At 45.9% G+C, this 19194-nt stretch carries 16 protein-coding genes; 3 read left to right on the top strand and 13 right to left on the bottom strand.

Translation table 11 applies throughout. The features are described 5' to 3' along the window. Positions 1-148 precede the first annotated feature (148 nt). Entirely contained in the window at positions 149-520 is a 372-nt protein-coding gene (locus FRY98_RS22855; protein ID WP_148456480.1) for a carboxymuconolactone decarboxylase family protein, read from the bottom strand. Positions 521-607: 87 nt separating this feature from the next. Here FRY98_RS22855 and FRY98_RS22850 point away from each other — a divergent pair, with 87 nt between their 5' ends. Further along, on the top strand, positions 608-991 hold the full coding sequence (locus tag FRY98_RS22850) for a MerR family transcriptional regulator (RefSeq protein ID WP_148456478.1): 384 nt from the start codon (positions 608-610) through the stop codon (positions 989-991). Positions 992-1009: 18 nt separating this feature from the next. On the opposite strand, the gene FRY98_RS22845 is transcribed toward FRY98_RS22850, so the two are convergent. The 5 genes from FRY98_RS22845 to FRY98_RS22825 form a co-directional block, all read right to left on the bottom strand. Further along, a complete protein-coding gene (locus FRY98_RS22845) occupies positions 1010-1729 on the bottom strand; it encodes a CPBP family glutamic-type intramembrane protease (RefSeq protein ID WP_148456476.1) in 720 nt (239 codons plus the stop codon). Further along, a complete protein-coding gene (locus FRY98_RS22840) occupies positions 1726-2280 on the bottom strand; it encodes a PadR family transcriptional regulator (RefSeq protein ID WP_148456474.1) in 555 nt (184 codons plus the stop codon). Before FRY98_RS22840 ends, FRY98_RS22845 begins: the two co-directional genes overlap by 4 nt. 154 nt (positions 2281-2434) lie before the next feature. After that, positions 2435-3004: an SF0329 family protein gene (locus FRY98_RS22835; RefSeq protein WP_148456472.1), complete on the bottom strand. Its 570-nt coding sequence runs from the start codon at positions 3002-3004 to the stop codon at positions 2435-2437. A gap of 118 nt (positions 3005-3122) precedes the next feature. Further along, positions 3123-4115, bottom strand: a complete 993-nt coding sequence (locus tag FRY98_RS22830) for a tRNA dihydrouridine synthase (protein ID WP_148456470.1) — start codon at positions 4113-4115, stop codon at positions 3123-3125. A 239-nt stretch (positions 4116-4354) separates the two neighbouring features. Beyond that, the gene (locus tag FRY98_RS22825; protein ID WP_148456468.1) at positions 4355-5359 is read right to left on the bottom strand and encodes a carbohydrate-binding protein; all 1005 of its coding nucleotides are present in this window, start codon (positions 5357-5359) and stop codon (positions 4355-4357) included. A 191-nt stretch (positions 5360-5550) separates the two neighbouring features. Between FRY98_RS22825 and FRY98_RS22820 the strand changes: the two genes are divergently transcribed. Next, positions 5551-6933 (top strand): PQQ-dependent sugar dehydrogenase, encoded by a 1383-nt coding sequence (locus tag FRY98_RS22820; protein WP_412066992.1) that lies wholly within the window; start codon positions 5551-5553, stop codon positions 6931-6933. Between the two features lie 96 nt (positions 6934-7029). Next, positions 7030-7905 carry a GNAT family N-acetyltransferase gene (locus FRY98_RS22815; protein ID WP_148456464.1) on the top strand — a complete coding sequence of 292 codons (876 nt, stop codon included), beginning with the start codon at positions 7030-7032 and terminating at the stop codon, positions 7903-7905. Positions 7906-8234: 329 nt separating this feature from the next. On the opposite strand, the gene FRY98_RS22810 is transcribed toward FRY98_RS22815, so the two are convergent. The 7 genes from FRY98_RS22810 to FRY98_RS22780 all read right to left on the bottom strand — a co-directional run bounded on the left by FRY98_RS22810 (position 8235) and on the right by FRY98_RS22780 (position 18892). Continuing rightward, positions 8235-12677 carry a coiled-coil domain-containing protein gene (locus FRY98_RS22810; RefSeq protein WP_148456461.1) on the bottom strand — a complete coding sequence of 1481 codons (4443 nt, stop codon included), beginning with the start codon at positions 12675-12677 and terminating at the stop codon, positions 8235-8237. A gap of 5 nt (positions 12678-12682) precedes the next feature. Further along, positions 12683-13420, bottom strand: a complete 738-nt coding sequence (locus FRY98_RS22805; RefSeq protein WP_148456459.1) for a DUF6063 family protein — start codon at positions 13418-13420, stop codon at positions 12683-12685. Further along, positions 13404-14951, bottom strand: coding sequence for a replicative DNA helicase (locus FRY98_RS22800; RefSeq protein WP_148456457.1), 1548 nt, complete (start codon positions 14949-14951; stop codon positions 13404-13406). The genes FRY98_RS22805 and FRY98_RS22800 overlap by 17 nt, the downstream gene beginning before the upstream one ends. Beyond that, positions 14921-15973, bottom strand: a complete 1053-nt coding sequence (locus FRY98_RS22795; protein WP_249043508.1) for a Wadjet anti-phage system protein JetD domain-containing protein — start codon at positions 15971-15973, stop codon at positions 14921-14923. Before FRY98_RS22795 ends, FRY98_RS22800 begins: the two co-directional genes overlap by 31 nt. Before the next feature lie 235 nt (positions 15974-16208). Beyond that, positions 16209-17282: a PD-(D/E)XK nuclease family protein gene (locus FRY98_RS22790; RefSeq protein WP_148456455.1), complete on the bottom strand. Its 1074-nt coding sequence runs from the start codon at positions 17280-17282 to the stop codon at positions 16209-16211. A gap of 88 nt (positions 17283-17370) precedes the next feature. Then, positions 17371-17892, bottom strand: a complete 522-nt coding sequence (locus FRY98_RS22785; protein WP_148456453.1) for a hypothetical protein — start codon at positions 17890-17892, stop codon at positions 17371-17373. 202 nt (positions 17893-18094) lie between these two features. After that, positions 18095-18892 (bottom strand): Mov34/MPN/PAD-1 family protein, encoded by a 798-nt coding sequence (locus tag FRY98_RS22780; RefSeq protein ID WP_148456451.1) that lies wholly within the window; start codon positions 18890-18892, stop codon positions 18095-18097. Between the last annotated feature and the right edge of the window lie 302 nt (positions 18893-19194).

Below are 19194 nucleotides of genomic sequence, written 5' to 3'. Positions count from 1 at the left end.
TTTTGACTTTTATTTAAAGCTCATTATACAGAAGTACCCTGACAGCATTATGTCAGGGTGAGTATAGATTATTTAACTTGGATATGCTCTTTCGCCCTAACAGAATCTCCTAACTTTCAAAATTTCTTAGCAGGCTAGCAACATTACCTCATTGATTCTGAAATACACGTTTGGCCGCTGCCACAGCGTTGAGCACTTTGGGGAATCCTGTATAGGGAATGCACTGCATAAAAGCTTCCACTATTTTTTCTTGCGGGATTCCCACGTTTAACGCGCCTTGAATGTGTACCTCTAATTGCGGCTCGCAACCGCCTGCGGTAAGCAGACTGGTGATGGTAATCAATTCTCTTTCCTGCAGGCTCAGCCCTTCACGGCTATAGATGTCGCCAAACGCAAATTCAATAATGTATCTTCCTAAGTCGGGAGCGATATGCTGCAGTGACTCGATGACATGCTTACCTCCCTCACCATCCACTTCCGTCAGCTTTTCCAGACCACGTGCATAACGTTCAGTTTCCATTGCATGACTCCTCCTCTGTGTTGTATAGTACCAGCATACAATCTGGAGTTCACTCCAGATCAAGCATATTTTTAGGAGGCGGTCCAAATTTGTTATTCCATCGGAGAATTTTCGGTCCTCACAGGTTTAAGCATAGATACGTTGCGCTATTATGAGAAGGAGCATCTTATTCGAGTTGCGCGAAATGCGGCTGGCAGACGCTGCTATACCGAAGACGATCAGAACTGGATTTTGTTTATTAAGCGTCTGAAGGAAACCGGTATGGCGATCAAGGAAATAAGGGACTATGCCGACCTTCGTTACCAGGGCGACATGACGATGCAGAGCAGATTAAGTATGCTGACAAAGCATCGCCTTTTCGTTCTCGCCGAAAAAAAGAAGTGGGAAGACAATTTGAAGCATTTGGACGATAAGATTCGAATCTATGAAGAAAAATTAAACGGCGGCTTCCTCCAGAGCAGTTCAAGCTGAAACGCCCTAAACAAAAGATCATTTCATAAACAAGGCACTGAAAATAACGACATCCTGCAAAAAATGAATCAACAGCGCCCAGAAGAATCCTTTCGTTTCCAACATCGATTTGGCCAAAAACCAGCCGATAAAAGCAGCCATCAATACACCCGGTATCCCGCCGGGGTTTCCAAAATAATGAACGAGTCCAAAGGTCGCCGCCGCTAACCCTTGCGCTGCATACGGAGAGAATCCATATTTACCAACAACGGCAACAAATGAATATCGAAAAATGACTTCTTCAGTAAAAGCATTCGTAAGCGCAAAACCGACAATGAGAAGAACCCCGGGAAACAGTTCCAGGCTTACGCCTCCCCCGTGAACCACTTGAAAATAGATGACAACCGCCGTTACCAACGTAATCACGATTGCAAAGTTTACACCCAGGTTTTTCCACGACTCCGTCTCTTTGGGTTTAATGCCGATCCACGGTTCGGGTCGTATTTGCCCATCCCGCCTCTTTAGGCTCAAATACGCAAGTCCCTTTTTGCCTGATAGCCCATATACCATGCCGATGACGATGACCGCCAGGAACAATGCCGCCATTTGATAGCTAATCTCTAAATTGTATACTTCACGATCGAATACTTTTAAGGCCAGAGGCGGACTGCTTCTCATCCACAGCAGGAGAGGGGCACAAGCGATCACCACGACCGCGATAAATAGGAGGGGAGCCAGGCTGCGCTGTTTTAAGTTCATTCTCGTTTCTCCTTTTCGGAAGGCTGCAACAATGCCAACGCATGTTCACACCACTCGATCGTCATTCGCAGGTATCGCTCACCGTAATCGAGCGTCAACAGCCATAGCTGTCCTTGTCTGCTGTTCCCGCTGGGAACACTCGCTTTAATTCCGGCAAGCACCGCTGTCATTCGCTCACTCGCTTCTAATTCTTCCTCCAGAAAAGCGACTAGCTGAGGGATATGACGTTCCTCGGAGACAAAAATCTTCATAAGCAATTCGTTCCTCATCACCGATTCCTCAGGCGGCAGGGCTAACCAGGCATCCAGTTGGTCACAACCCTGCTTGGTAATACTGTAGACGATTTTACGTCTTCCCGTCTCCGTTTCTTCCACAACCGACACAGCGCCCTCTAACTTCAACTGCTTAATGCTCTTGTGAATATGTCCATAGGATTCGTTCCAGAATAGACCAATGCTTTCCTTCGAGAACTTAACAAGCTCATAGGCGCTCATGGGCTTAATACGAAGCAAACCGAGAATGGCAAAATGAGTGGTATTGATTCTTTTCATACGTCCCCTCCCTCACGAACAATATATCTTTGAGATATATTTATATTTTGCATCATACCCCATTAAGCCACAGATTACAATCCAATCCCCTTATAAAGAAAAGCCCATGCTATCCTCAGCATGAGCTTTTTGACATATTTACAGGATCCACCCTTCACAACGTATTACGCCGCAGTTCATAAAAATACTGCACAATCGGATGCTTTAACTTCATCCCTTCGGACATGTTCAAGATCCGCTTTTTCCCGATCCTTCGATCCACCAAAGCCAGAACGTTCAATAGGATTTCATCGCTCTCCAGGCTCTCCTCGAAAGGGGTGGTTAGGAACTTATTGGCCACCACGATAAAATTGGATTTACTTAATGAAGCCTGTGCGGACAAAAGCGCTTTGGCATGCTCCGAACTTTTTCTGCTTCGCGCAATGACTGCTAAACGCTCCTCCGGCACGGGCCCTTTGGTATCTTTTCTGACCGCCTCAATGTCGTCACTGGTGATCGGAATTTGGATATCGGGATCATTCTTGATTTCCAGCTCCGTCTGGTACCATCTGATGGGGTTCGTCTTATCACTCATATTAAGGATGTTCTTCTTATCCACCGAGATATAGCAAATCCCTGATTTATCCGGCACATAACGGTAACCCGGTGCGCGGTATTCCACCCTTCCCTGTAACGCCGGACTGAGAAAGCTCTCCAACTGCTGCTTCAATTTGCTCCAGGACATATAAACTCCCCCTCTATATAAAAAAACAGAGGAAAGGCGTGTTGGTACGGGCTTGTCCCATCTCCATTTATCCGATCCCCCATCTTTTTAGTTCTCTCTTCTATTTTAACTCGGCAGCCTAATCCCCGCGCTCCTCCGCCCCGGCATGCTCCTTGTTTCTAAACTCATCCAGCAGCGCGCGTGCTTCACTTGTGGACTTGGTGTTCATCAAGCTGTTTCTTAACTCGCTCGCCCCGCGAAATCCCCGGACATAAACTTTAAAAAATCGGGGCAAAGGGCCGTACGAACGCGGCGGCCCGAGTGCCGAGTAGTGATCATGGAGATCCAGATGCAGCCTCAGCAAATCAAGCAATTCTTCACTGCTATGTTCTCGCGGCTCCTTCTCAAAGGCAAACGGATTTTGAAAAATACCGCGCCCGATCATAATCCCATCCACCCCGTACTGCTCGGCCAGCTTGAGGCCGGTCTGCCGATCAGGGATATCCCCGTTAATGGTCAGAAGAGTATCCGGCGCCACCTCATCACGAAGCTTCTTGATCTCCGGGATGAGCTCCCAATGCGCGGGTACCTTGCTCATTTCTTCCCTTGTCCGCAGATGAATGGACAGGTTCACAATGTCTTGTTGCAAAACATGGGTCAGCCAGTCACGCCATTCGTCGATTTCGCTAAAACCAAGCCTTGTTTTTACGCTGACGGGCAGCCCGCCGGCTTTGGCGGCCCGGATAAGCTCCGCTGCGGTTTCCGGACGGCAGATCAGGCCGCTGCCCTTCCCGTTCTCCGCTACATTCGCTACGGGACAACCCATATTAATATCGATGCCTTTGAAGCCTTCCTTCGCCATACCGATGCTCATTTGACGAAAATATTCCGGCTTATCTCCCCAAATATGCGCTACCATGGGCTGTTCATCCTCCGTAAACGTCAAACGCCCGCGCACACTATGGTTTCCCTCCGGGTGACAATAGCTTTCCGTATTCGCAAATTCCGTAAAAAACACATCCGGTCTGGCCGCCGCACTGACGACATGACGAAACACAACATCCGTCACATCCTCCATGGGCGCCAGAATAAAAAAGGGCCGTGGCAAATCACGCCAGAAATTATTGTTCATGTCAAAACCTCTCTATAGATACCGGGACAGTTCTTTATCCCGTAGTAGTAAAATCAACCTGTCTGCTAAAGGTAGACATCTAAACGAGTATATCATAACCCCAGGTGAAGTTCACTTACCCAATAACTTCAAAAAAACCATGAAAATCGAATCATGGAACTGCACGAACGAACCCTGAACAAATAAAAAGGCATGGGTTACGCAAGCAATGATCCGCTTGGTAACTCATACCCTTTACCTTAATGTTTTCCGCCATACCCCTTATAAGTAGCATAAACTGCATCTGCATAGAGATTAGCCAGAATAGGACGGCCATATGAATCCGTGGCTCCCGGATACCAGTTATCTCCTCCATTATAATGTAATAATCCGTTATATATATTTCCAAACTTCACAATCTTCTCGTCTAAAATCATTGCGCCCATACATACCTGATCCTGTTCACTGCTGTGATTATACGCACGGCCAAATTTTGAGCTGAATTGCGATAAATAGGCATTGCGTGTGTTTGGTTCTACTTGCATCAATCCGTCGCCGGCTGACGGACTACCTGGTAAGCCTGCTCCAAAACTGCTTTCTTTTTTGATAACCGCACTGAGCAATAAAGCAAAATCTCCGCCTTTACCAAATTTGTTGTCCACATTCATTACATATCTCCATATATGGCTTGGAACTTCGGACGGCTTTGTTACTGAAGGAGATGGCGAACCCGTATAAATTTTAACCGAGGACATTTTATCATTGATCGCGTTGCCAACCCAGGAAGAATCCGAAGTAAAGGTCCACTTGGTTCCTCCGAAATTATCATTCTCATATACTTCAACAGTCCAACCATTAGGAACCTTGAGAGAGGACATCCAGTCATTCGGAATTCCTTTTGCGTTCAACTGAGACAGTGTGTAATTGCCTGTTCCAACTGTTACTGCCTTCCCGCCATAGTTGATATCCGCATAGAATGTCACTCCGTTAGTCGGTGTTGTTGGTGTAGTCCCGCCACCGCCCTTCTTCCACAAAGCAGGAGCATTGGGCGGCTCCCAGCCTGCGAGGGAAGTGTGCGCCTGAAGACAGGTATAAGTACTTCCACTATAGGTTACCGTGTCATTTACCGCATATGCCGTATTCGGAGCCCATGCTCCTCTAGCTGCTGCGCTCGCCGATGGTGGGGCAGTGAACCATGTGGATAGAAATACAGCCAAAACTACCAAAAGTGATAAGGGGTTAAAAAGATACTTTTTTGTAGTCATTTCAAACCTCCTTGTTCAGTAATTATTCCAATTATATTTTATTTCCACTTTTCAAATTAATTCCTATGGCGTTCGGGTATTTTATCATTATTTTTACAGGTGCTAATAAAAAAAATCTCATCATATTTTAAAAAAGATTATTTTAACCAGGAGGAATTGAATTGAATCACGTTAAAGTCCGTCTACGGCCTATGGTTAGCGGGATAAACTTACCCACCGTATTAAAAACCACTTTCCTTCCGGGTGATTCCATCGAAAGTATTATGATTGCAACACAGGTCGGTGAGATCTTTTATATTAGAAACGGAACGATAGGGACTTTTTTAGATATTCGCCAGCGAATCTTAAAACTGGGAGGCTCCGGCGGCGGATACGATGAAAGGGGGCTGATAGGTCTAGCTTTTCATCCCGGATTTTACTACAACGGATTGTTTTATCTCCATTACTCACTAGCCGGAACCCAAGGTCCGGTCGCTTTTTCCGAATCCTTTAAGCCTAATCCGTGCGATCCCCGGACGTTAAACCTAAAGTGGACCGATAGAGAAACAAAATATGATCATATCGATACCGTTGAAGAATGGATTCTGCAATCGAACGGGCAACCTCAAAGGCGGCGTACATTACTGAATATAAGAAGGCCCTTTTTAAATCATAATGGGGTCAATAGCTTAAACTTTTCGCCTGAAACCGGAAAACTGGTTTTAACGACCGGAGATGGCGGATCCGCATATGACCCGTTTAATTTAAGCCAAGATTGGATGGAAATCGCGGGGAAGATCATCGAAATTGATGTAGGCATGAATTCATTTATTGATCACCCGCCTGTGGTTACACGGTTTAATGAACTGCCTGAATCTATTCAAAACATGCTTACGGTCACTGCAAAAGGAGTACGCAATATAACGGGCATTTCATATCAAAGACACTATAATTATTATATGAAGTACGTAGGGAATGTCGGACAAGATCTGGTGGAATCGATTTTTTCATTCGTTCAATATACGCCGATACCGGTTACCCAGCTTATTCAAGCATCAATGGCGGGGTCTGTGACCGGACAAAAAGGATTTATTAACTTCGGCTGGCGAGGGTGGGAAGGTGATTTACCTACCTCTGTAATAAGGGACTGCCCTGCAAATCCAGATTGGAGTGAAAAAAATATTTCATATTTCAATGAAACCCTGGAAACTTCAGTGCTGCGCCTTCCGCCGCTAACGAGTTATTATCATGAAGATCCCCGTCCCGACAAGTTTGGAGGGACTGCACTCACCGGGGTCCAGGCTTATAATGGAAACGATATCCCTGATTTATCTGGAAGCGTTGTGTTCACCGATCTCGCTCGATCTCATTCAAATCCTGTCAGGGGCGTTCTAGCCTATACCAGGGTAACATCCGACTGCAAACCAAACGATTACAATGTCATAGAAACGGATTATCATTTTGGGTCTAGTGCCGCGTATTACGTTAGTTTAGGAGCAAATCAGAATCAAACCCGGCTATTTTTAGGAGTTTATGGCTCTATAAAAGTGGCTGAGCCGAACCAAGGCACTGTATTTGAGATTGTTCCCTTATGAGCAGAATTGTTGACTATAATCATATTCTACCTAGTAAATACGGGATAATACCACTAATATACAGACAGTTACTTTTGAGGATTAAGGGAGAATACCATGCAGAAATTTATATTTACGAAGGATTATAAAAACAATGAAGCACTTCGAAAGAGTTTTTTCGAACTTGCTACCGACACTTTTGGTTTAAGTTTTGAAAATTGGTATCAAAAAGGATTTTGGAGCGAACGATATATTCCCTTTTCATTTGTTGAGGGAGATAAGATTATTGCAAATGTTTCAGTAAACATTCTTGAATTAATTATGAATGGAGAGAGGAAGAAAGCCATACAAATTGGAACCGTAATGACACATCCTGAATATCAAAGAAGAGGATTGTCTGCAAATTTAATGAACAAGGTTTTAGAGGAATATGAGAACAAGTATGATTTCATGTATCTCTTTGCTAATAATACGGTTCTTGACTTTTATCCCAAATTTGGGTTTAAGGCAGTAGAAGAGCATCTGTTTTCAATGGACTTTATACCAAGCCAATATGAGCATAAAGGCATTAGAAAACTAAATGTAAGTCAAGCAGACGATTTACGTTTAATTCATAAATTTGCATCAGAGAGAATGCCCGTTTCTCAACGTTTGGGAACGGATTATACGCAAGGAATATTAATGTATTATTGCTTGAACGTTTTTAGTGATGATATTTATTACTTGGAAAACGAGAACGTTATTGCTATTTATAAGAAAGAAAACAACCACATGGACATCTTCGATATTATCAACACAAAGGAAGTCAAAATTCATGATATTTTGGCTAAAATTGCAGGTCGGGATACCGAAAAAATAACTTTCCATTTTACTCCGGATTATAAAGGTATCGATATAGAAAGTAATACCTTTCATGGCGGCTTATTTGTAAGAACAAATGGCGAGAACCTCTATCCTGTCCACGTAAAACACCCAATTACATCAATAGCTTAAGGCTAGGTCGGACAAATTTTTTGTTATTTAAATTCCGACTAAATAACTTGGTTTTCATCAATAACAGAAGCATAGATGTAATAATACTTTCCCTAAGCAGTGGGTAGGGGCACAATAAAGGACGACTGTCAATAGCCGCTCCTAATCGAACATATGTTCAAAAAAAGAAGCGGGACTGTACCCGCTCCGTTACTGTATACGCCAATACACCTCAACTACAATTCTTCCTGACCATCAGTGAGCACTCCACAGGCACAATGCATCAACCACAAGCATTGATCATGCTACAAGAACAATATGAGTAGGATACCTTACTTTATGGAATTTCACTAAAACAACTCCAGTTGTTTTCCCTCACTCCCGATCCTGTCCATCGATTCCGGCGCGTGGTCACGGAAATACGCCTGTTGAACCTGCTGCTGGGGATCGACAATTTGCTTCCCTCCCCCGCCAGCTGCTGCACGCAAGCGACAGCTATACACGACTGGAAAATAATCCTGAAGGAACTTGCCCTCCACATGTGCGGTTAAAGCAATCATTTGGAAGCCTAATTGCTCAGCGATATAGAATACGGGGCTGAGAACATGCTCACTCGAAGCCTTGCCGAACGGATTATCCAAAATGACCGCACGGTGACGTTTCATCTGACTATGAATATGCTGGCGCTTTTCCGCCACATAATTCAGAATCCCAAGGAACAAGGTCATGTTCTTGCTCCACTTCTCACCACCTGACCAGCGGTTGGATTCCTCCCAGGAATAAGTAGCCCCTGTCACCTGTTGATCGTTATTCACTTTTCGGCAACTGATGCGTATAGCCGCGCCTTGCTGGAATACTTTCTGCAGCAACTGCTTGGCATCCAGCCACCTCTCGAGATCCTTGCGGATTGCCGCCGACTGCTCCATTCCATTCACATCCCGGTACTTGACGTGCTCCAACTGTGAGATGATCCATTCGATATAGGTACGGATTCGTTCCTTGCCCTCCTGCTCATCCCAATCCGGAACATGGAAAACATAAATCTCCTTATTACCGCTTTCGGTTCGGACCCGGGTCCTCTTGGGCAACTCACGTAGCTCTTGTGCAATCTGTCTTAAATGGGCTTGTATGTGCGTAATAAACTGTTGAAGCTTCTGGTCCTCTGTCTGCATCCGCAGTTCAGCGATCTGATTGGCCTTCTGAATACTTGCCCCCATCATCGCCTCGAACTCCTGCAGCTCTTCATAATTGTCCTTTGCTTCTACTCCCCGCTCGGCCATCTCCCGTAACTTTACATCCTGGACCTGTCGCTGACAGAATTCCCGGAATCTCTGACGGCTAGAAGTAACTCGGTCCCGCTCCTTCCCAATGGCTTCCCGCTGCTGTTCCAAGCGCCTGATCACGTCCTGACTGCCGATCTCCAGACGATATGCAATCTCTTGCGTAAGATCTCCATCCGAATCAGACAGCTTCAGAAAAGGATCATCCAACTTATGCACCCGGAGATAGCTGTTCCACAATTGCAAAACCCGGCGCGTCTCGCTCAATCTTTGTTCCACTACATTATGAAGTCGATCAAGTTCTTTGCGGGCTTCATCCTGTTGCCGTCGTTCATTTGCTTGCCTCTCGCGCACGCGGCTAAGCGGCTCCAAAAACATAACCGGTCGCTCGTTATCAAATTCCTTCTCATACTGCTCCTGCTGGATGCGGATCCTAACTTCTTGCTCGCTCAGTTCACGCTCCTTCCGATCCCACGCTTCACGGACCCTCTGAACCTGCTGCTCCAGTGTACGAAGCTCCGCCAATGCGGCCTTTATTTTCGACTCGACATGCAACGGAAGCTCTAGCTCCGTATCCAGATCGTCATATGCAGCCGCAAGGCGCTCCATCAGTCTGGAAGCCTCCACTTGCCGGTCACGTTGATGCTCAAGTGCCTGCTCTAGTTCCGACCGCTCCTTCATGATGCGGTGCCGCTTCAGGTTAAGCCCCTTATGTTCCTCGCGCAACTGAACAATCGATTCATCCGTGGGGAGCGGTAGACAATCCTGAATATCCGGATACAGTTCATCCTCCCGCAGCCGTTGCAGTTTCCCGTGAAGATCAGCATGGTGATTCTCCTGCAGATTCAGCTCCCGCTCAAGAGCTTCCAAACGCCGCTCCCAACTGTTTATCGAACGTTCGGCCTTTTCGAGAGTCTCACGAGCAGGCAGCAAATCTTCCTTAATCCTTGCCGACTTCTCGGAAAGCAGCATATAGAGCTGCCCTTGCTCCAGTTGATAAGCCACATGCTGCTGACGCTGGGAAAGCAATTGCTGGGCCTCACCTAACTCATCTTTCTTGCGTTCCAGTTGTTGCAGATCCTGCTCGATATCCGCGAGCTTCTGCTCCAGTCGCCTCAATATTTCCAATCGCTCCGCGTGCCTCTGTTCTTGCTCATGCACGACAGCCAAAGGATAACTGCGGAAGAACCTCTCCGCAAGCTTCTGAGCATCCCGCCATACCTCAAGCTCGTTCTCCTTCTCCCGTCTGTTCTGTTCGGCAGCCTTTGCCTCCCGGATGATCTCCTTCTTCCATTCCTGAAACCGGTCTAGGTCGTGAAGAGTTTTCCAATGGGCTGGCTCCACCCAAGCGCCATCCGCCTCCGCAGGGGATTCACCCACCGGGGTGCTACTGACCAATTCCTTCGCTTCCTGAGTCGATAGGATGCGGATCGGATACTGCAGTTGATCGGCCGTCTCGGCAAGCTTACGTATAAGAAGCGGCTTTTCCTGCGAAGTCGTCACAAGCGTCACAGCCCATAGCAGCTTGTCATCGGACGAATCCGGCACAGCAGAAGCATAGCGGAGCCCCGTCTCCAAAAGCGAAAATTGGTTGCTCCATTGCTCGGCTAGTCTTGCGGCTTGAGGATCTGCGAAAAACTCCTCTTGATCCTCGTAATCATCTACATAGCGGAATGCCAGCCGTTCCTTGTGAAGCAGTTGCTGCTTCTGCCGCATTCTCATCCCTAACCCGTCGGCCAACTTTTCACGAATCGAATCCGTTTTGTCATGTACAGAAGCCATCCGCTCCCAGGAGGAATGCAACTCAGCCAATGTCCCCTTTACCTGTTGATTCTCCTGCTCGTAGCGGTCCCGCCAAGCCTGTAGCTCAGTCAGCTCCTCTTTGATCCTAAGCTGATCTGAGGATGCCGCTTTACCTTCCAGTTGCAGTTCGCCTTTCCTGCGGTCTAGCTTCTGCAGTGCTTTCGTTTGCTCCAAGCCCTGCTGCTCCAGCAGTTGCTGTTCAGAGAGCCACAATGGCATCTGCTGCTCAACGGTTTGCGAGGACAGCTGGGACAATATTCTCCGAGCAATCCCGCCCTGCTGCTCTTGTATCATTTGAATCTGTGTATCCAAGCCACGAATCCGAAGGAGCTGCATTTCCCGCTCCTGAACAGCGGCATCCCGCTCGCGAAGGCCGTCCTGCCTCTGTTCCTTCAGTGTATCAAGCCCTTTCTGCACCTCCTGCATCAACTCGGACAGACGCTTTTCTTCCCGATCAAACCATGCTTTAAGCTTCCGGCCGTTAAGCTCCCACGCCTGCTCAAGCTCCTCCTCATCCTGCGACTGGGCCACCTTAGCCAGTTCCTGCTGCAGATAAGTAATCCGCTGCTCCGCTTCCCGAAGTTTCTCCCGTTGCTCCGCATATTCCAGAGAGTGGTAGTAACGCGACGCCGAAGCTGCTTGTTCCTCTAGTTGCTCTTTTTCATCTCCAATAGCCTGCAACTCCGTCTCCAATCTCCCAGCTTTCAGTCTCTCATCGGCGATTGCAAGGGATACCTCCCTTTTACGCCAATGCCTGAACTCTCGTTCCCAATCCTCCAATCGTGCTTGAAGACGGACCTGCTCTGCCTGCTGTTCCTGCTCGACATTCATCACTACATCGAGATAAGCTTTGGCTTCCTTCCGCAGCGCCTCATACTTAAGCTGTTCCCGATGCAGGATCTCATAGCCGGCTACATACTTGTGCAACTCCGAAAGTATACGCCGATTTTCCTCGATTTTTTCCTTCAGCTCTTTATACTGCTTAAATCCCTCACGCTGTACCTGGAACAAATCTGCAAAGGTCCCCTGCTTGAAACCTTCCATCGATTCTTCTATCGTCGGTATTAGCAGCCGGTCTACCAATTGGGATGAAGTTTTACATTCATCGAAAAACGCCTCAACCCCACCCTCGCTGGAATTGACCTTTATAATCGCCTCCCATTCCGACTGGATGATATGAAAATGCTCTTCAATATATTTCTGAAACCCCGTAATCGTATCAAAGGTTTTGGCCACCAGCGGATTCTTCGACTGCATCGATTGATAATACTCCTGAATCTCACCCTTCTCCGTTACTCTGAGCTTTCCGCCGCCCATCTCTTTCGTGAAAGGTAGAAGTCCCAGCCGATGATCGTCATTTTCGGAATACTCATACACATAACGCAACGAGTCTAGCCCGGTCGCACTCATAAACAAACTCACGCAGGTAACAGCGTATCTGCGCCGGGGTTTATCTGCCAATATCCACTCAATCGCCACATGGGCCGGGCCATTCTCAAGCGAGAGCGTATCCTTCATCTTCCGTCCCGCTACATCACTGTGAGGCAGCACAGCCTGAATCGCAGTTTGAATGAATACCGTCTTCCCGCCCCCGTTCTCCAGAACTATCGCTCCGTTATGACCGTCAAAATAAAAAGTGGAATCATTGTAGCGCTTGGCTCCGCCCTCATAGATTACATTCGTAAATCGGATTTTCGAAATGACAGGCATCGGATTTAAGCCTCCTCTTTCCGTTTCGGCTCAAGGCCATATAGAAATTCCAGAATGCCACGATTATATTCTCTCTCCATAAAATAACGTTGCACGATCATTTTCGTTTTCTCCGTCAAATCCAACTCATCGGGTCCAACTTGTTTTACCAACTCCTGATCGAGCATGAATTTCCGGACCGTATCAAGAAAGCTCATCCGGCTAATGGTTGCACCGCTCTGCCGCTTGGCTGTCTCCTTCACATCATCCATAGCATCCCACTTCTCAACAATGTCTGCCCAATGGTAGGAATACTCTTGACTAAGCGCCTTTAATTCCTCTACGGAATGCTCCTTCAGCCCGTTGATCCGTTGCTGAACCATATTCATCCATTCTTCCATCTGAAGAAAATTACGCGTCGCTTCCGTAGTCTGATAACTATCGTAAAACGCACCGATTAACACAATAATGGCCACATACATCAAGTACAAATCTGCATTCACCGCATTGCCGCGTAGATACATCCGCTTAAGTGATTGATTCGTAATATGAAAAGGAGACAGCCTAACCAACGGAACCAGCATCAAGCGGTCACCCGCTCCCATCACAACACATTCCACTTCAGCGGCAAACTGATCCAAAAGCCCTCGGATGTGGTCGTCCGCCTCCACCTGTAGCAAACTTTCCTTATCGGCTACCCCGGTTCTGGCCAGCTGCGCATAGATGCGGAAAGCAGTCATGACCTCATCACCGGTGTAATTCATCCTGGTCCCCTCCCAACCGAATGATAAGTTCTTGGATAGAGTAACGCTCATTAACCCTAAGAATGCACTCTGTCTCCTGAATGATCAGCGTTCTCCCCTGCAATTGAGAACGGATCGCCTCATAAAGATTTTGGTCCGATTCCCCGGATTTCACTTCATCCATAACCGGATGAATCGGGCTGCGTTGATGTAATATAATCCAGCAATCGTAAAAATCTCGTTCCTTCTTGAGATAAGCAGCTTCATCCTGATCCAAATACGCAATAAATTCACTCAACCGGACTTCATCCCGATTTAACTTCTCATAACAACGCAGAAGAGCTTCTACCACTTGGACTAGACGCTCTTTACGCTTCCGCAGATAAGAAAAATTCTCCTCTTCCTCATCCAGAGCAAGAAGACTTTCTTCAATAACAGACCCATCATCATGTCCCGAAAGCTGTTGTTTGGCAAATACCGTAAGAGGCGACCATACCCTGACCTGTTCCAAATGCAAGAACGGGGCTACCACTCCCTTCATCGCCTCAATTGGCAAGGGAGTGCCGAATAGGAATGATGCAATATCTTGCTCAAAGTTAAACGCATTCATCCCCGTGTAATAGAGTGACTCTTTGGCAGCGCGAAGAGCGCTGCTCTCCAGTTCCATACTTTGTTGTAGCAGTCTTGTATGTTCGTTGTGCACTTTTTCTAGTTCGATACCGATTCGAACGATAAACTCATAGGGCCGTTGGTTTTTCATAAGTTCCCGTTCAGCGTAAATCCGATCCTTCGTTTCCCTTACAAAATCCCTGAGCTCGTTAAATTCTTCATTTTCCCGTTTCAGCCTGAGATAAATATCCTCTAAAAGAGAGCGATAGCGGGCAAATGTTTCTTCAGAAACAATGCTTCGCTTAATTTCATGCTCCAAAGAGACAATTCGGTCTTGTAAGGTTTCCACATCGATCATCATCTCATCGATTTGGCGCAGTGCTCCCTGAAATTCCCCCTTTTCCAACTGCTTGCGCAGCAAAAGCTGATGGATGGACAACTGAAACTCCAAGTAAAACTCCTTAGTAGCAAATACCAGTTCGAGACCATCCTCATCCAATGCGTAATATTGGGTATTGGTCGCTACATCATACGAATCAGTACGCAAAATCGACGTATAATGAACCCCTTCTTGCCCTGTTCCCAAATGAAAAAAAGAAAACTCCCGCTTCCGTCCGGAGGAAGGGCGAAACACATGGATGATTCTTCGTCCGATGTCATCCAGTTCTTCTTGGTCGAGATCATACTTGTCCTCCAGAACAGCGGCTAGAAAGCCGACCAGTTCCTTCACACTGGTCTTCCGGCTTCGCATCAGCTTTTTCTCAAAGAAGAACAGCAGCGTCAATAGCCCCAATTCCATCATCGCCACTTGTTTCCCACCACGATCTGTTTTCCTTTGCCGACTCAACTCGAACAGCGGATCAAACAGGGCAAGCTTGCCCATTCGTTCTTGGAAGCCAGACAGTATGTCATTCAATTCGATTGGTATCCCTTTTGACTCCATACGGTCTCCCTCCCAACTCGAATCAATTCCTCACTTTTCAGAGTTTCTTGCGGGATATAACATCCCTCACCCAGCATGGCATTGATCCGATTGGCTTCCTCATGGTTGAAAAAACTTATAAAGGCGTGCAAAGCCTCTTCATTTAATCGGTGATTTTGCTTCCCTCTAGCCGAAGGCTTGTCTAAGCATGCCAGGTAGAAGGGCAACGCTAGCTTCACCCCGAACTTCACATGAAGGTCGTACCAGATCATAATTCCTTCCAGATCAATATCTCCAAAATAGTAAAGTTCATGGTCTGCGCTTTGAACCGGGTACTGCAGACTGAGCATCCCCAGGTTCCCTACAATTTTCCGGCCATAGCCTAAAATCAAGGAGGAGAAGGCCATCCCCGGAAGCTCTGGTACCAGCCCTTGGAATGTCGATTTGTTCTCAACAATAAGATGCAGGTGGTTCTTGCTGGTAAATCCGATGGAAGGATTGACCGCTAACATCAAGGGATCGCTAACCGGGACAATCTGGAGTTGCTCCCATATGCCTAGACGCTCCAACAAGGCTTGTCCTCCGTGGTCCGTAATCCACTTCTCGTCCTGAACAAGCTCATAACTGCGTTCGGGAGCCGGTGCTTGGCGTGTTGGCCTCGATCCCCGCTTTAAATACGCATCGATCTGTTCAATATAAGGCAGGTCCGCACGCCATATGTCTGGGCTGAGGCGATAGTAAGCATCCAGACTAATGTCAGGGTGCAGTCTTGTGCTCCACTGATGCAGTTCTCGAACATACTCTCCTTGCAGCAGCCGCTTATTTATGCGGTAATGATAGGCCAACGATAGCTGCTTTCCATTCCGGCCGTGTGACTTGACCGCTCCAAGACTTCCCTCATTTTCAAGCTCCAATACGATTTCGGCAAATGTTTCATAGTCAATCTGCTCGCCTCGGAACGCTTGCTCCAACTCCGAGAGGCTGATCATTACCTTGGAAAAAGCACATAAAAAGTCGATCAGTTTTTGTTTGTATCGCATCATTTGCCAGCCACCGTTTCGTAAATTTAGATTTGCTCTCGATCACATATCCACTTTCAATAATATCTGGGCTAATTTATTCTCCAATCCTTGACCATTCCCACCCGGCTTTAAACAATAAGCCCCCATCCGATATCGCTGGCGATATTCTTCTTTAAATAGGACGAATTTTGTTGCCTCAGTGCCCTGGAAGATTAAGGTCAAGGCGATATTCTTATGCTCATGCTACTTCGAATGGTTATTTCCAGTATAAATCAGGATTTTTAACTTTGATCTCATGAAGCTCTTTTAATTTTTCCAGGAAAAACTTCTGAATCTCGTTGATGTGATCCTCATGATGAAGAAAATCGATTAGCCTACGGTCACAGGAAATCCCTTGCCATTCTGCGTCAGTGTTTAGATTGAAAGTTCTCCAGTCCGGATGTGCAGCCATAAAATTCTGCATGGCAGCCACTACTTTAGGAACGTCTGGGCAGCGTCGTGGACAGAATTCATAAACGACAGAAACGAAGGGATAATCTTCATCTGTTATATAAAACCCTACAACCACCTCGGTGGCTCGACCTTCCTGCTCGCTAGCTTTAACGTACCGTTCCATGTACTTTAACTGGGTGTGACGGTTGTTTTGCTGAATCGCCTTACCGAAATGTTCGGTCATCACACCGTCTGTTACTCCATCCATGCACTCATCCATCATGCGTTGCAGCCGATTCATATTTTGAATAGCATATACGTCAACAGGCGTGAACTGCCGATTATCTTCCAATCCGATCTCCTCCATATAATCCAAAACTTTGGACGCATAGATGTTCTTCGCCTCCAGTTGCTTAACCCACTTGAAAATTTGAAACCACCGCTTCTGCCTGAAAACTACGTTTTTTTGATTCGCTAATATGAGGGATACATCCTTTTCATCAAAATATTGAGTTAAGTAAATTAAGTAACAATTCGTTCCTTGATTAGTGAGTACGCCGAGATGATCCGCATATCTAGACAGTTGGTCTGTTCCTTCCGGAGAGCCTAGCTTGCTTTCGATGAACAATACATAAGATTCCTGTCCTTCGTAAAATCGAATTACCATATCCGGACGGCTATCCATCTGATGATGGGGCAAAGCCGGAAAAGTTACCTGCGTTTGAATGGATGAATACTTCACTTCCTGCACTGGAATTTCTAATACATTTCCGAGAAAATCTATCATCATCTCCTGATCACAGAGAAGTTCAGCGAACACTTCTGTCAAAAAGTCTTCGTGAGGATGGCCGCTGCTGCTATTTAACACCCGAAATAGTCGTGAAAAAACGTTCTTCATCGTCTTCTCCTTTTAAAGAATTCAACGCTCTAAGTTTCTCTTGAAATGCAGATACTCTCACCATTTAAGCTCTCTCCCTATGTATGGATTATTCGTAAGGATTAGATCTTAACGTCATTCCCGGATTGACCAACGAAAGCATATATTGATGTTCCTCGAATATTTCGTTCAGCCTGGACAGCAATGCAGCATCCAACTCAATAGGCATTGCCTGGCAGTCTTCAAAAACACAAAGGGGAACGGCACCTTCTAAGATTGGGAATGCAGATTCCATGCGAATGTATCCTTTATGCTGCCACATTGTCTCAACAATCGGGTCCACATCTCTGCCAGCCACTTCTTTATAAAAAGGGGTTACAATCAACGCAAAACCATCCACAAATTGATTTTGATCTCCCAAAAGCTTTTTCTGGCAAATCCAAATATAAAATGGACCCTTTAATATTTTTTTCGATTTCTGCTTGGAAAGGGCTTGGAGTGCTGATAAATATACATTTCTAATATGCTCGTTAATGGTGTCTTCATTTAGGTCAGTTAAAACAGACAAATCAAATTGGTATGCCCAGCCCTTAGATTTAAGAATTTCCTCATTCAGCTCTACTGTTTGCAATGAAAACATCTCCTCTCAACTGCTGTCCTCTTAAATTATAAATTAATGACTGGACATATATATGTCAGGAAACATACGTTCTTCATAATGAATTTATTCATCTCGAAATAGTCCTACTTCGTGTCTTCGTCAGTATCCAACAATATCCTGCAAATTGAAAAAAGTCTCCCAACGTGGAGATGTCGGGAAACGATGCTTTTTACTATTTATCCATAGGTTTTAATCGCTCTAGATGATATTCTGTATTCTTCCCACGTCGCTCATTATTTTCTCGTAGGTTATATTCTATCTTTCTTAGACGAAAAACATCAGACGCAGAAAGTGTATCTACTTTTATTTTGTATTGGCCCAGCTGATTTAAAAGCTCGGCTTCTGAGGAAAGAAGATTCATATTTAACAAACTCTTGCTATTATAAGAGTATGCGCGCATCTCAAACGTATATTCTAGAAAGCTACCAAACAAGTAGCTGATATCATACCCTAGTTCCACCTGATCCGGAAGGTCATGACCATCAAGTTTAGAATTAAAGCTAAATTGATATGCCCGATCCTTCCTTACTTCAAGTTGAAGCTCTTGCTTAAGTTTACCTGACCGCGTCAGAGCAATAATTATCATGGTTGGATCTTTCACGTATTTAGCAAATGATATATCCATATTACTGGGATATGCCCATTCAAAAAAGTACTCTTTATTAGGATGGCTGTGATAGGTCCCCACATATTTGGATGTGGCCAATAAGGAGCGTGCACTCGTTATAGCTAAGTCTATCTTTGGATCGTTCTCTATAGTATCGGGAGTTCGTGATTTTACATTTCCAACCGGAAACACGTAGTCACACTCTAACATACCATCATCTTTCCCTACTCCAAATAACAGGCCATGTGTCTCACCTTGAAATCGTCTTTTGTTTGCAGGAAAATACTGAATGGCATCCAGTAGCAAGGTAGAAAACGAATTTTGTATTAGTTGAAATGTCTTTGGCCGCTGCTTTATATCCATCTGTAATCCTCCCTATGTTCAGTCTGTGTATAGGTAATTTGCAAACACTACAGTTTGCATATGTTTAGGTGCGACTAGTACCGGCCAATAAAATGGATGCCCATTCCATCCAGCACTACATCTCCAGCATAGCGGGAAGCACTTCCCAAACTGATGAGGCGCACATTCCGACAAAAAATCTGCCTCCATGCCGAACATCAGGTTGATCTGCTATAAACTTGGAAGCACGTCATCCCGGTACGGTTTCACCTGATCGATAAACGCTCTGATCTCCTGCATCTGGGACTCTAGTCGAACGACGC

Origin of the sequence: Paenibacillus faecis, from assembly GCF_008084145.1 — a bacterium.
Lineage (GTDB): Bacteria > Bacillota > Bacilli > Paenibacillales > Paenibacillaceae > Fontibacillus > Fontibacillus faecis.
The sequence above is the reverse complement of the archived record's forward strand: the minus strand, read 5'-3'. Positions and strand labels throughout refer to the sequence as shown.

What these genes read in the sequence shown, in the direction of transcription:
- FRY98_RS22855 (WP_148456480.1), bottom strand. Translation starts at nt 520, where the DNA reads ATGGAAACTGAACGTTATGCACGTGGTCTGGAAAAGCTGACGGAAGTG.
- FRY98_RS22845 (WP_148456476.1), bottom strand. Translation starts at nt 1,729, where the DNA reads ATGAACTTAAAACAGCGCAGCCTGGCTCCCCTCCTATTTATCGCGGTC.
- FRY98_RS22840 (WP_148456474.1), bottom strand. Translation starts at nt 2,280, where the DNA reads ATGAAAAGAATCAATACCACTCATTTTGCCATTCTCGGTTTGCTTCGT.
- FRY98_RS22835 (WP_148456472.1), bottom strand. Translation starts at nt 3,004, where the DNA reads ATGTCCTGGAGCAAATTGAAGCAGCAGTTGGAGAGCTTTCTCAGTCCG.
- FRY98_RS22830 (WP_148456470.1), bottom strand. Translation starts at nt 4,115, where the DNA reads ATGAACAATAATTTCTGGCGTGATTTGCCACGGCCCTTTTTTATTCTG.
- FRY98_RS22825 (WP_148456468.1), bottom strand. Translation starts at nt 5,359, where the DNA reads ATGACTACAAAAAAGTATCTTTTTAACCCCTTATCACTTTTGGTAGTT.
- FRY98_RS22820 (WP_412066992.1), top strand. Translation starts at nt 5,551, where the DNA reads ATGGTTAGCGGGATAAACTTACCCACCGTATTAAAAACCACTTTCCTT.
- FRY98_RS22815 (WP_148456464.1), top strand. Translation starts at nt 7,030, where the DNA reads ATGCAGAAATTTATATTTACGAAGGATTATAAAAACAATGAAGCACTT.
- FRY98_RS22810 (WP_148456461.1), bottom strand. Translation starts at nt 12,677, where the DNA reads ATGCCTGTCATTTCGAAAATCCGATTTACGAATGTAATCTATGAGGGC.
- FRY98_RS22805 (WP_148456459.1), bottom strand. Translation starts at nt 13,420, where the DNA reads ATGAATTACACCGGTGATGAGGTCATGACTGCTTTCCGCATCTATGCG.
- FRY98_RS22800 (WP_148456457.1), bottom strand. Translation starts at nt 14,951, where the DNA reads ATGGAGTCAAAAGGGATACCAATCGAATTGAATGACATACTGTCTGGC.
- FRY98_RS22795 (WP_249043508.1), bottom strand. Translation starts at nt 15,973, where the DNA reads ATGATGCGATACAAACAAAAACTGATCGACTTTTTATGTGCTTTTTCC.
- FRY98_RS22790 (WP_148456455.1), bottom strand. Translation starts at nt 17,282, where the DNA reads ATGAAGAACGTTTTTTCACGACTATTTCGGGTGTTAAATAGCAGCAGC.
- FRY98_RS22780 (WP_148456451.1), bottom strand. Translation starts at nt 18,892, where the DNA reads ATGGATATAAAGCAGCGGCCAAAGACATTTCAACTAATACAAAATTCG.